This window comes from Vibrio sp. 1978, assembly GCF_033344345.1.
The window spans coordinates 51764-64650 of sequence record NZ_JAWPOP010000021.1 but is presented as its reverse complement, the minus strand read 5'-3'; the positions used below and the strand labels follow the sequence as shown (position 1 = coordinate 64650).

Here is a 12887-nt window from a genome sequence, read left to right as displayed (position 1 = left end):
TTATAGACGAATTGGCATCACCACGTACATGGCACTGTCATCGTCGGCATTTTCAATCAACGCGCTAGCGTTAGCATCCGACATCGACACACGTACATTTTCACAACGCAACGTGTTCAGAACATCAAGCACATAGCTTACGTTAAAGCCGATTTCGATGGCGTCACCTTCAAAGCTTACATCAAGCATCTCTTCCGCTTCTTCTTGTTCTGGGTTATTCGCAGTTATGCGCATTTCAGTATCAGCCAGATTCACTCGCACGCCACGGAATTTTTCGTTGGAAAGAATCGCAGCACGAGAGAAGGCTTGGCGCAACTCGTCACAACTGGCTATTAGTGTCTTATTGGTGCTCTGAGGCAATACACGGCGGTAGTCAGGGAAACGACCATCAACCAACTTAGAGGTAAAAGTAAAGTTATTCACCTCAGCACGAACATTGGAGCTACCGATCTGAAGTACGACAGGCTGCTCTGGCGCATCCATCAACTTTACTAATTCTTGCACACCTTTGCGTGGCACGATGATTTGCTTCTGCGCAAAGTCCGCACCTAGCTGAGTTTGCGATACCGCCATACGGTGGCCGTCCGTCGCCACGCTGCGTAGCGTGGTGCCGTCAATTTCAAACAACATGCCGTTGAGGTAGTAACGAACGTCTTGATTCGCCATCGAGAACTGAGTTTTGTCGATCAGCGTACGTAAATCAGCTTGGCTCAGTGATACTTCCACTTCGCTTTGCCAGTCTTCAATATTAGGGAAATCGTTCGCAGGAAGCGTTGCCAATGAGAAACGGCTGCGACCAGAGCGAACTTGTACGCGATCACCTTCTAATACAAATGTGATGATCGCATCGTCCGGTAAACCACGGCAGATATCGAGAAACTTACGCGAAGGAACGGTAATGCTGCCCGCTTCAAAATCACCTTCTAGCATCACTTTGCTTACTAACTCTACTTCAAGATCGGTTGCCGTCATCGACAATACGTTCTCTTCTACTTTAAGAAGTAGGTTACCCAGGATTGGCAGAGTTGGTCGGCCACCTAAAGCGCCCGAAACCTGCTGTAGCGGTTTGATTAAATGACTACGTTCAATGGTAAATTTCATGCTTGGCTCTTTACGCTGTCAGCTCAATAAATGATTTGCTTAGAATACCGTTATTCTAACCGATTACGAAGACAGGGTGCGAATCAAGTTAGAGTAATCTTCTTTAATGTCGTGGCTCTCTTCACGCAGCTGCTCAATCTTGCGACAAGCATGAAGTACGGTCGTATGATCGCGGCCCCCAAACGCATCGCCAATTTCAGGCAAACTGTGGTTGGTTAGCTCTTTTGCTAACGCCATAGCCAGCTGACGAGGACGCGCTACAGAACGAGAACGACGCTTAGACAGCAAGTCCGCTACTTTAATCTTGTAGTATTCCGCCACTGTCTTTTGAATGTTATCGATTGTCACAAGCTTCTCTTGTAGAGCAAGCAGATCGCGCAGCGCTTCACGAACAAAATCAATCGTAATTGGACGGCCAGTAAAGTTCGCGTTCGCAATAACACGGTTCAGTGCACCTTCTAGCTCACGAACGTTCGAACGCAGACGCTTGGCAATGAAGAATGCCACTTCATCAGCAAGGTGGATTTGGTGATCTTCAGCTTTTTTCATCAAGATCGCCACACGCGTTTCAAGCTCAGGCGGCTCGATCGCAACAGTAAGACCCCAACCAAAGCGAGATTTAAGACGATCTTCAACGCCATTAATTTCTTTAGGATAACGGTCAGACGTTAGAATGATCTGCTGATTACCTTCCAATAGTGCGTTGAAGGTATGGAAGAATTCTTCTTGTGAACGTTCTTTATTAGCAAAGAATTGGATGTCATCGATAAGGAGCGCATCCACGCTGCGGTAGTAGCGTTTGAATTCTTCAATCGCATTGTTTTGCAGCGCTTTCACCATGTCTTGCACAAAACGTTCTGAGTGCATGTAGACCACTTTTGCGTTCGGGTTGTTATCCACAATCGCGTTACCCACCGCATGCAATAAGTGGGTTTTACCCAAACCCGTGCCGCCGTATAGGAATAGTGGGTTGTAAGCTGCACCTGGGTTATCCGATACCTGACGCGCCGCAGCCAAACCCAGTTGGTTCGACTTACCTTCAACAAAGTTATCGAACTTGTGTTTTGGGTTCATGTTTGAGCGGTGATTGATAGCCGCAATCGCTTGAGCGTCGTCATCCCAGGTTTTGTGTACTGGCTTACGCGCCTGTAATTGCGCAGGTGCAGATGACTCGGCAGCCACATCTGCAGGCGTACGTGTCGGCGCTGGTTTTGGTGCAGAGACAGGTCGGCTCCCCACTTCAAAACGTAAGTTAGGAATATCGCCACCGCAGTATTCCTGCAGTAAGCGAGTAATATTGTTCAGATACTTATCACGCACCCAGTCCAACACAAAGCGGTTTGGCGCGAATAGAGTGAGAGTATTGTCATTGAGCTCCGCTTGTAGCGGACGAACCCACATGCTGAATTCTGTAGCTGGTAGCTCTTCTTGAAGCTGCTGCAAACATTGCAGCCAAAGCGAAGATGACACGGTGCCCCCACTGAGTAATTGAATTATCGGAAAAGACTGGCAATTTTACCTGTTGATAACCAAGATCGCCAGCGATTGATCGACGATCCAGTGAATAAGATCCAAGTTATTCACAATTATTTCTGCAAACTTGATGAGATCAACACACCTTGCCCCAAATTTGCCCACACAACGATCCACAATTGGGCAAAATTCACAAGATCGAGCGATTGGTGATAAGTCTGTGTATTATTTTATTCCCAATGCTGATTTTGTCGATCATTTCGCTAGGTTCAGTTCGCATTTTCGTCACATTTAACATTCTTCTTCTATTATCTAATAACTCACAGGTCTAGGTTATTGCTCTTGGTTATTTATTTAATTGAGCTAACTAACAGTAGTATTTCCAACCATAAAATTATGGAGATGTATTATGAAAAACTGGATTAAGGTTGCCGTTGCAGCCATTGCACTGTCGGCAGCAACCGTACAAGCCGCTACTGAAGTCAAAGTTGGTATGTCAGGTCGCTACTTCCCGTTTACTTTTGTAAAGCAAGACAAGCTACAAGGCTTTGAAGTCGACATGTGGGATGAAATCGGTAAACGTAACGATTACAAAATCGAATACGTAACAGCCAACTTCTCTGGTTTATTTGGTCTTTTAGAAACTGGTCGTATCGATACGATCTCCAACCAAATCACCATGACTGACGAGCGTAAAGCTAAATACCTATTTGCTGACCCTTACGTTGTAGATGGCGCACAAATTACCGTGCGTAAAGGCAACGACAGCATCAAAGGTGTTGACGATCTTGCGGGCAAAACCGTTGCGGTGAACCTAGGCTCTAACTTTGAACAACTGCTGCGTCAATACGACAAAGACGGCAAGATCAACATTAAAACGTACGACACAGGTATCGAACATGACGTGGCGCTCGGTCGAGCAGATGCATTTGTAATGGATCGTCTTTCTGCGTTAGAGCTGATTAAGAAAACTGGCCTTCCTCTGGAATTGGCAGGCGAACCGTTTGAGACCATTCAAAACGCATGGCCTTTCGTTGACAACGAGAAAGGTCGTAAGCTGCAAGAAGAAGTAAACAAAGCACTGGCTGAGATGCGCGCAGATGGTACAGTAGAGAAAATTTCCGTGAAGTGGTTTGGCGCTGACATCACGAAATAAGAACTCTTTGTACTTTAGGCCGCAAAGTGGTATCACTCTCGGACTAAAATAAACTTACGTAAAGGTGGAACTTGTTTTCCACCTTTTCTTTTCTCTAGCCTTTAGGTAAGCCGTATGGGATTTGACTTTAATTACATGTTGGAACTGCTGCCGATATTGCTGAAATATCTTGGCACAACCATGGAAATGGCGACATGGGGATTGGTGTTTTCGCTGATTTTATCCGTCATTTTAGCCAATATTCGCGTATTTAAACTGCCAGTTCTGGATCAATTAAGCCAACTGTACATCAGCTTCTTCCGTGGCACCCCACTGTTGGTTCAGCTTTTCCTGCTTTACTACGGCTTACCGCAAATTTTTCCATTGATGGTCGGTATCGACGCCTTTTCAGCAGCGGTAATCGGTTTAACGCTGCACTTTGCCGCTTATATGGCGGAAAGTATTCGTGCCGCCATTATTGGCATTGATCGCAGCCAAATGGAAGCGAGCTTATCGGTCGGTATGACGACATCCCAAGCAATGCGCCGAGTGATTTTACCTCAAGCAACGCGTGTCGCACTGCCTTCATTGATGAACTATTTCATCGATATGATCAAGTCAACGTCTCTCGCTTTCACGCTTGGTGTGGCCGAAATCATGGCGAAAGCACAGATGGAAGCCTCATCAAGTTTCCGTTTCTTTGAAGCTTTCCTTGCGGTTGCTCTTATTTACTGGGGCGTGGTGGTAATTCTGACTCGCGTACAAATCTGGGCAGAAGCAAAACTGAATAAGGCGTACGTACGATGATTAAGCTAGAAAATATTCACAAACGTTTTGGTGAGACTGAAGTGCTGAAAGGCATCGACCTCGATATTAAGCAAGGTGAGATCATCGTGATTATCGGCTCAAGTGGAACGGGTAAATCAACCTTGCTGCGTACGGTGAACTTTCTAGAGCAGGCAGATGAAGGTCGTATCACGATAGATGACATCTCCGTTGATACTCAAAAACACACTAAAGCCGAAGTATTAGCGCTGCGTCGTCGAACTGGCTTTGTGTTCCAAAACTATGCCCTGTTTGCCCACATGAATGCGCGCCAGAACATTGCCGAAGGTCTAGTGACCGTTCGAGGTTGGAAAAAAGCCGATGCTCTCAAACGAGCGCAACAAATTCTGGATGACATCGGCCTTGGGGATAAAGGCGATAGTTATCCAGCGGCATTGTCTGGCGGCCAACAACAACGTGTGGGTATCGGCCGAGCGATGGCGCTGCAACCAGAACTGCTGTTGTTTGACGAACCAACTTCTGCGCTGGATCCTGAATGGGTCGGTGAAGTTCTCTCATTAATGAAGAAGTTAGCTAATCAGCATCAAACCATGCTGGTGGTGACGCACGAGATGCAATTCGCGAAAGAAGTCGCTGATAGAGTGATCTTCATGGCGGAAGGCAATATCGTTGAGCAAGGTTCTCCACAGGATATCTTCGATAATCCACAAGATCCTCGTTTGAAAAAATTCCTTAACCAAGTAGGAATAGAGTAACGATCAAGCATCAGGATCGATTGATCCTTGAGATTTTACTCACACTACGTATAATCGCCCGGCCGGAATTTCGTACTCATTGAGTCATTGACACATTATGTGAGTGTGATTACAATTCCGCCTCTTTGTTGAGAGGCGTCGGTTGTCCTTCTCTATATAAAGAGCTTCTTTATATAAGAAAGCAAATACCCACGCCGGGTTTAACAAGAACCTAAAACTACTGATCAGTAAAGGTAATTATCATGAAACGCACTTTTCAACCTACAGTTCTAAAGCGCAAGCGTACTCACGGCTTCCGTGCTCGCATGGCAACTAAGAACGGTCGTAAAGTTATCAACGCACGTCGTGCAAAAGGCCGTGCGCGCCTATCAAAATAATCGCTAGTTTATTTTGAACACGTACGCGTTTAATCGGGAGTTACGTTTGTTAACTCCCGAGCATTATCAAAACGTCTTCCAGCAAGCTCATCGAGCTGGCTCGCCTCATTTCACCATCATTGCTCGCAATAACAAACTTTCTCACCCACGATTAGGTTTAGCGGTTCCCAAAAAGCAAATCAAAACGGCTGTCGGTCGTAACCGATTTAAGCGTTTGGCTCGTGAAAGCTTTCGTAACAATCAACATCAGCTTCCAAACAAAGATTTTGTTGTGATTGCAAAGAAAAGCGCGCAAGATTTAAGCAATGAGGAAATTTTTAAGTTGTTTGATAAGCTATGGCAACGCCTGTCTCGCCCTTCACGTGGATAGCCATTGGGCTCGTTTATCTGTATCGCTGGTTTATCAGCCCTTTGATTGGTCCTCGTTGCCGGTTCACACCAACCTGTTCCACTTACGCGCTAGAAGCTTTGAGAGCTCACGGTTTTGTAAAAGGATGTTGGTTATCAGGCAAACGTCTATTAAAATGCCACCCTTTGAATGAAGGGGGGTATGACCCCGTTCCACCAGTCCAAAAACAAGACAGAGATAACTAACGATGGATTCTCAACGTAATATCCTGCTCATCGGTTTGGCCCTGGTTTCTTTTTTGCTGTTTCAACAATGGCAAGTTGCAAAGAATCCAGAACCTCAAGCAGTTGAACAGGCTCAATCAAGCAGCACTCTACCTGCACCATCTTTTGCTGATGAACTTGACCCAGTTCCTGGTCAACAGCAAGCTTCTGCAAAAACTATCACAGTAACGACTGATGTTTTAACTCTGTCGATCGACACCGTTGGTGGCGATGTGGTACATGCCAACCTTAACGAATACTCTGCTGAGTTAGATTCATCAGATTCCTTTGTTCTGCTTAAAGACGCTCAAGGTCACCAATTTATCGCTCAAAGCGGTCTAGTGGGTCCTCAAGGTATCGACTTGAGCAGCACAAATCGCCCTCACTACAACGTAAGTGCAGACAGCTTCACAATGGCTGACGGTCAAGATGAACTTCGCGTTCCGATGACATTCACTGCAAACGGCATCGAATACACCAAAACTTACATCTTTAAACGCGGCAGCTACGCGCTTAATGTTGAATACGATGTAGTGAACAACTCAGGCAACAACGCAACATTTGGTATGTACGCTCACCTACGTCAAAACCTAATGGACGATGGTGGTAGCATCACAATGCCTACTTACCGTGGTGGCGCATACTCAACAGAAGATACGCGTTACAAGAAGTACAGCTTTGATGATATGCAGGATCGCAACCTGTCTCTTAACCTAGCCGATGGCCAAGGTTGGGCAGCAATGATTCAGCACTACTTTGCCGCAGCTTGGATCCCACGTAACGAACCAGGTACTAACCTATACACTCGTGTAATTGGCAACCTAGGCGACATCGGCGTTCGTATGCCGAACAAAACTATCGCAACAGGCGATCAGGCTAAGTTTGAAGCAACACTTTGGGTTGGTCCAAAACTGCAAGATGAAATGGCAGAAGTGGCACCTAACCTAGACCTAGTAGTGGACTACGGCTGGTTATGGTTCATTGCGAAGCCTCTTCATATGTTGCTTTCATTCATCCAGAGCTTTGTTGGCAACTGGGGTGTGGCAATCATCTGTCTGACCTTCATCGTTCGTGGTGCAATGTACCCACTAACAAAAGCGCAATACACGTCTATGGCGAAAATGCGTATGCTTCAGCCTAAGCTGCAAGCTATGCGTGAGCGCATCGGTGATGACCGTCAGCGCATGAGCCAAGAAATGATGGAACTGTACAAGAAAGAGAAAGTGAACCCACTAGGTGGTTGTTTACCTCTTATCCTACAGATGCCTATCTTCATCGCGCTTTACTGGGCACTAATGGAATCGGTTGAGCTACGTCACTCTCCATTCTTCGGTTGGATTCATGACCTTTCAGCGCAGGACCCTTACTACATCCTGCCTCTACTGATGGGTGCGTCAATGTTCCTAATCCAGAAGATGAGCCCGACAACGGTAACGGATCCAATGCAGCAGAAGATCATGACCTTTATGCCGGTTATGTTTACCTTCTTCTTCTTGTTCTTCCCATCAGGTCTCGTTCTGTACTGGTTGGTGTCGAACATCGTAACGCTTATCCAGCAAACTCTGATCTACAAAGGATTAGAGAAAAAAGGCTTACACAGCAAGTAACCTTTTAGGAAATGATTGAGAAAGGCGGCCAAAAGGTCGCCTTTTTGTTTTTGGCTGATTACAATTCAGCTAATTAATTGTAATGGCTCCCTAGGTATCTTCCCTATAGCCCAGCTCAAAAGGCAAAATTATGACTACAGATACGATTGTCGCTCAAGCGACCGCGCCTGGTCGTGGCGGTGTCGGTATTATTCGTGTTTCTGGCCCTAAAGCCAACCAAGTGGCGTTAGAAGTCACTGGCAAAACACTAAAGCCCCGCTACGCAGAGTACCTGCCGTTTAAGTCAGAAGATGGCACTGTGCTTGATCAGGGCATCGCACTGTACTTCCCTAACCCACACTCATTTACAGGTGAAGACGTACTTGAGCTGCAAGGCCATGGCGGCCCTGTCGTGATGGATATGCTGATAAAACGCATTCTAGGTATAGATGGTATTCGAGCTGCTCGCCCTGGTGAGTTCTCTGAACGCGCATTTCTGAACGATAAACTCGACCTCGCTCAAGCCGAGGCGATCGCAGACCTCATTGATGCCAGTTCTGAAGAAGCAGCAAAATCGGCACTGCAATCCTTACAGGGCGCATTTTCAGGCCGCATTAATACCTTAGTTGAGTCGCTGATTCATTTGCGTATCTATGTTGAAGCAGCCATCGACTTCCCTGAAGAAGAGATCGACTTTTTGGCCGACGGTAAAGTGGCTGGTGACCTACAAGCCATCATCGACAACCTAGATGCGGTGCGCAAAGAAGCTAACCAAGGCGCTATTATGCGTGAAGGGATGAAAGTCGTGATTGCGGGTCGTCCAAATGCGGGCAAATCAAGCCTACTGAACGCGCTATCGGGTAAAGAATCTGCAATCGTAACCGACATCGCAGGAACCACGCGTGATGTACTGCGTGAGCATATCCATATTGATGGCATGCCACTACACATCATTGATACAGCAGGTTTGCGTGATGCTTCCGATGAAGTAGAGAAAATCGGTATCGAACGCGCGTGGGATGAAATAGCCCAAGCAGACCGCGTGTTGTTCATGGTGGATGGCACGACAACCGATGCCACCGATCCGAAAGATATCTGGCCAGATTTTGTGGATCGCCTACCAGACAACATTGGCATAACGGTGATCCGTAATAAAGCGGATCAAACGGGTGAAGATATGGGGATCTGCCACGTCAATAACCCTACTCTTATCCGTTTGTCAGCGAAGACTGGTGCAGGGGTTGAAGCTCTGCGCGATCATCTCAAGGAGTGTATGGGCTTCTCTGGCAACAGTGAAGGTGGGTTTATGGCTCGTCGTCGTCATCTCGATGCATTAGAACGTGCCGCACAGCACCTTCAAATAGGCCAGGAGCAGCTTGAAGGCTATATGGCAGGTGAAATATTGGCTGAAGAGCTACGCATCACCCAACAACATCTCAATGAGATTACCGGTGAGTTCAGTTCTGACGACTTACTGGGACGAATCTTCTCTTCATTCTGTATCGGGAAGTAAATAATCGAACGCGCGGTGCTGAGCTTAACTCACACCGCGTTTCTTTTTGTACGGCAAGCCATCCATGAGCTTTAGCCGTCGCATTCAATAAGGAAGAAGTATGATCCACATTATTACAGGCAGCACGTTAGGTGGCGCAGAATACGTAGGGGATCACCTGAGTGATCTATTCAACGAGAATGGATTTGAAACAACGATCCACAACCAGCCTTCCCTCAGTGATATCGAAAATCAAGGTACGTGGTTGGTGATCACCTCTACACATGGAGCTGGTGAGTATCCTGATAATATCCAACCTTTTATCGCAGCATTACAAAATACACCGCCAAAAATGACTGATGTAAAATTTGCGGTGATTGCGATTGGTGACTCTAGCTACGATACGTTCTGTGCCGCTGGTCAACACGCTTATGATTTATTAGAGGATATTGGTGCAACCCCTCTCGCAGATTGCTTTAAAATCGATGTACTGAGCCATGATGTGCCAGAAGACGCCGCAGAGATGTGGTTAAAAGAGAATATCGAACGTTTTTAAACTCACGACTTTCCCTTCAACAGAGTCGAAATTCGGCTCTGTTTTCTCCCATGTGAATAACTCCCACCAAATTATTTTGTTTAACCGCTCAAAAACTAACCAAACAGACTGTGGATAACTACAATAAGATCCAGTGATTTTCCTTTAGTTATCCCAATAACAACTTTGATCAATTTTACCCCCTGTGTATAACCACCACTTTTGATCCCAGGTAATCCTCGTTCTGATCCAATCATGATCACAAGATATGATCCAAAGAAGATCCATGATCTTGTTGATCATTTTTAGGTTATCCACAGAAACGGTCGATCCTAATAGTAGATCTAATAAGAGATCATATATATAGATCTTATATATATTTATCTTGAAGCTTAAAACGGATAAAACGAGAAAACGTTTTTCTCTCTGGCATAAAGCAGGTAAAATACGGCTCCTTTATCTGTCCATTAAATCCCTTTGAATACCTGAGGTCAGTTCATGCTTTATCACGAAAACTTTGACGTCATTGTTGTCGGTGGCGGACACGCAGGAACGGAAGCCGCGCTCGCATCTGCACGCACAGGACAAAAAACGCTTCTCCTTACCCATAACATCGATACATTAGGCCAGATGTCTTGTAATCCGGCGATCGGTGGTATTGGTAAAGGTCACTTAGTAAAAGAAGTAGATGCTATGGGCGGTTTGATGGCTGAAGCCATCGACCATGCAGGTATTCAGTTTCGTACACTAAATGCCTCCAAAGGTCCTGCAGTACGAGCAACTCGAGCTCAAGCCGATCGCGCTCTGTACAAAGCGTACGTTCGTAATGCATTAGAAAATGCGCCTAACTTAACGTTGTTCCAGCAGTCAGTTGATGATCTGATTGTTGAACAAGATCGCGCAGTTGGTGTGGTAACTCAAATGGGACTTCGCTTCCATGCGAAAGCCGTTGTGCTAACCGTGGGTACCTTCCTTGGTGGTAAGATCCACATAGGTATGGAAAGCTCGTCTGGTGGTCGTGCCGGGGATCCACCATCGATCGCATTAGCGGATCGACTGCGTGAACTGCCGTTCCGTGTGGATCGTTTAAAAACAGGTACTCCACCGCGCATTGATGCTCGTACTGTTGATTTTTCAGTGCTAGAAGCTCAGCATGGTGATAACCCAACGCCTGTATTCTCGTTCATGGGCAAACGTGAACAGCATCCGCGTCAGATTCCATGTTTCATCACCCACACCAATGAACAAACTCACGATGTGATCCGTAGTAACTTGGATCGCAGTCCAATGTACGCTGGTGTGATTGAAGGTATTGGTCCTCGTTACTGTCCGTCTATTGAAGACAAAGTGATGCGTTTCGCTGACAAAAACAGCCACCAAATCTTCATTGAGCCAGAAGGCCTAACCACGCACGAGTTATACCCTAATGGTATCTCGACCAGCTTGCCATTTGATGTGCAAGTACAAATCGTGCGCTCAATGAAAGGGTTTGAAAATGCACACATCGTTCGCCCAGGTTATGCGATTGAATATGATTTCTTCGATCCACGTGATTTGAAGCAAACGTACGAGACGAAGTTCATCCGTGGTTTGTTCTTTGCTGGCCAGATTAATGGTACGACTGGCTACGAAGAAGCCGCAGCGCAAGGCTTGATGGCGGGCCTAAACGCAAGCTTGTTTAGCCAAGACAAAGAAGGCTGGAGCCCACGTCGTGACCAAGCTTACATGGGCGTGTTGATTGATGACTTATCGACCATGGGTACCAAAGAGCCGTACCGCATGTTCACTTCTCGTGCGGAATATCGCCTGCTACTTCGTGAAGATAATGCCGATTTGCGTTTAACGGAAAAAGCGCGCGAGCTAGGCTTGATTGATGATGTTCGTTGGGCTCGCTTTAACGAGAAAATCAACAATATGGAAACGGAGCGTCAGCGTTTGAAAGCAACGTGGATGAATCCGAAGTCAGAGGGTGTTGATGAGTTGAACAAGCTGCTGAAAACCCCAATGGCCCGTGAAGCGAGTGGTGAGGATCTTCTGCGTCGTCCAGAGATCACTTATTCACAACTGACGCAACTTGAAGCGTTTGCTCCTGCTCTTGAAGATCAGCAAGCGGCTGAGCAAGTTGAAATTCAAGTGAAATACGATGGTTACATCAAGCGTCAGCAGGAAGAGATCGAAAAATCACTGCGTCACGAAAATACCAAGTTACCTGCTGATTTGGATTACCGCGATGTAAAAGGTTTATCAAACGAAGTCGTTGCTAAACTGAGCGAGGCCAAACCAGAGAGCATCGGTATTGCATCACGCATTTCTGGTATTACGCCTGCTGCAATTTCTATTCTACTTGTTCACTTGAAAAAGCATGGTTTGCTGAAGAAAGGTGAGGAAGAATAATGAGCGCATTGCGAACAAAGCTGGATTCACTGATCGCGAAAACCGATTTGGAAGTGTCAGAACAGCAACGAGAGCAGTTAGTTGGTTATGTCGAACTGCTCGACAAATGGAACAAAGCGTACAATTTAACATCGGTACGTGATCCGCTTGATATGTTAGTGAAACATATTCTTGATAGTATCGTTGTAAGCGCACACCTGCCCGGTGAGCGCTTCATTGATGTTGGTACTGGTCCGGGGTTACCGGGCATCCCTTTGGCAATCATGAACCCTGAGAAAACCTTCTTTTTGCTCGACAGTCTTGGCAAACGCATCCGTTTTATCAAGCAAGTTGTGCACACATTAGGGCTGAAAAACGTGACACCAATTCAAAGTCGCGTCGAAGAATTCCAGCCTGAAGAAAAATTTGATGGCGTTTTGAGTCGAGCTTTTGCTTCAATGACAGACATGGTGGAATGGTGCCACCATTTGCCGAAACAAGAGCACGGGGTGTTTCTAGCGCTGAAAGGACAGCACCCTAAAGATGAAATGGATCAGCTTCCTGAATGGTGCAGTGTGACAGAGATCATATCTTTGGCTGTTCCTGAGTTGGAAGGTGATCGTCATCTAGTAATCTTATCGCGCAAGGAAAATTAGCGAGGT

General features: G+C 46.2%; 13 protein-coding genes. 11 read left to right on the top strand and 2 right to left on the bottom strand.

Going from position 1 to position 12887, the window contains the following annotated elements; genetic code table 11:
• Both dnaN and dnaA read right to left on the bottom strand, forming a co-directional pair.
• Positions 1–1101, bottom strand: coding sequence for a DNA polymerase III subunit beta (gene dnaN, locus R8N49_RS18435; protein ID WP_186584578.1), 1101 nt, complete (start codon positions 1099–1101; stop codon positions 1–3).
• A 63-nt stretch (positions 1102–1164) separates the two neighbouring features.
• Positions 1165–2571: a chromosomal replication initiator protein DnaA gene (gene dnaA / locus R8N49_RS18430; RefSeq protein ID WP_005378835.1), complete on the bottom strand. Its 1407-nt coding sequence runs from the start codon at positions 2569–2571 to the stop codon at positions 1165–1167.
• A gap of 412 nt (positions 2572–2983) precedes the next feature.
• On the opposite strand from dnaA, the gene R8N49_RS18425 reads away from it, so the two are divergent.
• The 11 genes from R8N49_RS18425 (at position 2984) to rsmG (ending at position 12881) form a co-directional block, all read left to right on the top strand.
• Positions 2984–3730, top strand: coding sequence for an amino acid ABC transporter substrate-binding protein (locus R8N49_RS18425; protein ID WP_005378831.1), 747 nt, complete (start codon positions 2984–2986; stop codon positions 3728–3730).
• Positions 3731–3844: 114 nt separating this feature from the next.
• A complete protein-coding gene (locus tag R8N49_RS18420) occupies positions 3845–4516 on the top strand; it encodes an amino acid ABC transporter permease (RefSeq protein WP_005378829.1) in 672 nt (223 codons plus the stop codon).
• A complete protein-coding gene (locus tag R8N49_RS18415) occupies positions 4513–5250 on the top strand; it encodes an amino acid ABC transporter ATP-binding protein (RefSeq protein WP_005378827.1) in 738 nt (245 codons plus the stop codon). The genes R8N49_RS18420 and R8N49_RS18415 overlap by 4 nt, the downstream gene beginning before the upstream one ends.
• A gap of 242 nt (positions 5251–5492) precedes the next feature.
• Positions 5493–5627, top strand: coding sequence for a 50S ribosomal protein L34 (rpmH, locus tag R8N49_RS18410; RefSeq protein ID WP_005378825.1), 135 nt, complete (start codon positions 5493–5495; stop codon positions 5625–5627).
• Positions 5628–5673: 46 nt separating this feature from the next.
• On the top strand, positions 5674–5997 hold the full coding sequence (gene rnpA / locus R8N49_RS18405) for a ribonuclease P protein component (protein WP_005394102.1): 324 nt from the start codon (positions 5674–5676) through the stop codon (positions 5995–5997).
• A complete protein-coding gene (gene yidD / locus R8N49_RS18400) occupies positions 5964–6221 on the top strand; it encodes a membrane protein insertion efficiency factor YidD (protein ID WP_005378822.1) in 258 nt (85 codons plus the stop codon). Before rnpA ends, yidD begins: the two co-directional genes overlap by 34 nt.
• A 2-nt stretch (positions 6222–6223) precedes the next feature.
• Complete coding sequence (gene yidC / locus R8N49_RS18395) at positions 6224–7846, top strand: membrane protein insertase YidC (protein WP_005383834.1); 1623 nt, start codon at positions 6224–6226, stop codon at positions 7844–7846.
• Positions 7847–7976: 130 nt separating this feature from the next.
• Positions 7977–9338 (top strand): tRNA uridine-5-carboxymethylaminomethyl(34) synthesis GTPase MnmE, encoded by a 1362-nt coding sequence (mnmE, locus tag R8N49_RS18390; protein WP_005383836.1) that lies wholly within the window; start codon positions 7977–7979, stop codon positions 9336–9338.
• Between the two features lie 100 nt (positions 9339–9438).
• Positions 9439–9873: an FMN-binding protein MioC gene (gene mioC / locus R8N49_RS18385; RefSeq protein ID WP_136976933.1), complete on the top strand. Its 435-nt coding sequence runs from the start codon at positions 9439–9441 to the stop codon at positions 9871–9873.
• 477 nt (positions 9874–10350) lie between these two features.
• Entirely contained in the window at positions 10351–12246 is a 1896-nt protein-coding gene (gene mnmG / locus R8N49_RS18380; RefSeq protein WP_186584577.1) for a tRNA uridine-5-carboxymethylaminomethyl(34) synthesis enzyme MnmG, read from the top strand.
• Entirely contained in the window at positions 12246–12881 is a 636-nt protein-coding gene (rsmG, locus tag R8N49_RS18375) for a 16S rRNA (guanine(527)-N(7))-methyltransferase RsmG (RefSeq protein WP_005378902.1), read from the top strand. The genes mnmG and rsmG overlap by 1 nt, the downstream gene beginning before the upstream one ends.
• Positions 12882–12887 lie beyond the last annotated feature (6 nt).

Bases quoted from the DNA above. Each gene is read 5' to 3' on its own strand.
- R8N49_RS18425 (WP_005378831.1), top strand. From the start codon at position 2,984: ATGAAAAACTGGATTAAGGTTGCCGTTGCAGCCATTGCACTGTCGGCA.
- mnmG (WP_186584577.1), top strand. From the start codon at position 10,351: ATGCTTTATCACGAAAACTTTGACGTCATTGTTGTCGGTGGCGGACAC.
- mnmE (WP_005383836.1), top strand. From the start codon at position 7,977: ATGACTACAGATACGATTGTCGCTCAAGCGACCGCGCCTGGTCGTGGC.
- yidC (WP_005383834.1), top strand. From the start codon at position 6,224: ATGGATTCTCAACGTAATATCCTGCTCATCGGTTTGGCCCTGGTTTCT.
- rsmG (WP_005378902.1), top strand. From the start codon at position 12,246: ATGAGCGCATTGCGAACAAAGCTGGATTCACTGATCGCGAAAACCGAT.
- rpmH (WP_005378825.1), top strand. From the start codon at position 5,493: ATGAAACGCACTTTTCAACCTACAGTTCTAAAGCGCAAGCGTACTCAC.
- yidD (WP_005378822.1), top strand. From the start codon at position 5,964: ATGGCAACGCCTGTCTCGCCCTTCACGTGGATAGCCATTGGGCTCGTT.
- R8N49_RS18415 (WP_005378827.1), top strand. From the start codon at position 4,513: ATGATTAAGCTAGAAAATATTCACAAACGTTTTGGTGAGACTGAAGTG.
- mioC (WP_136976933.1), top strand. From the start codon at position 9,439: ATGATCCACATTATTACAGGCAGCACGTTAGGTGGCGCAGAATACGTA.
- R8N49_RS18420 (WP_005378829.1), top strand. From the start codon at position 3,845: ATGGGATTTGACTTTAATTACATGTTGGAACTGCTGCCGATATTGCTG.
- dnaN (WP_186584578.1), bottom strand. From the start codon at position 1,101: ATGAAATTTACCATTGAACGTAGTCATTTAATCAAACCGCTACAGCAG.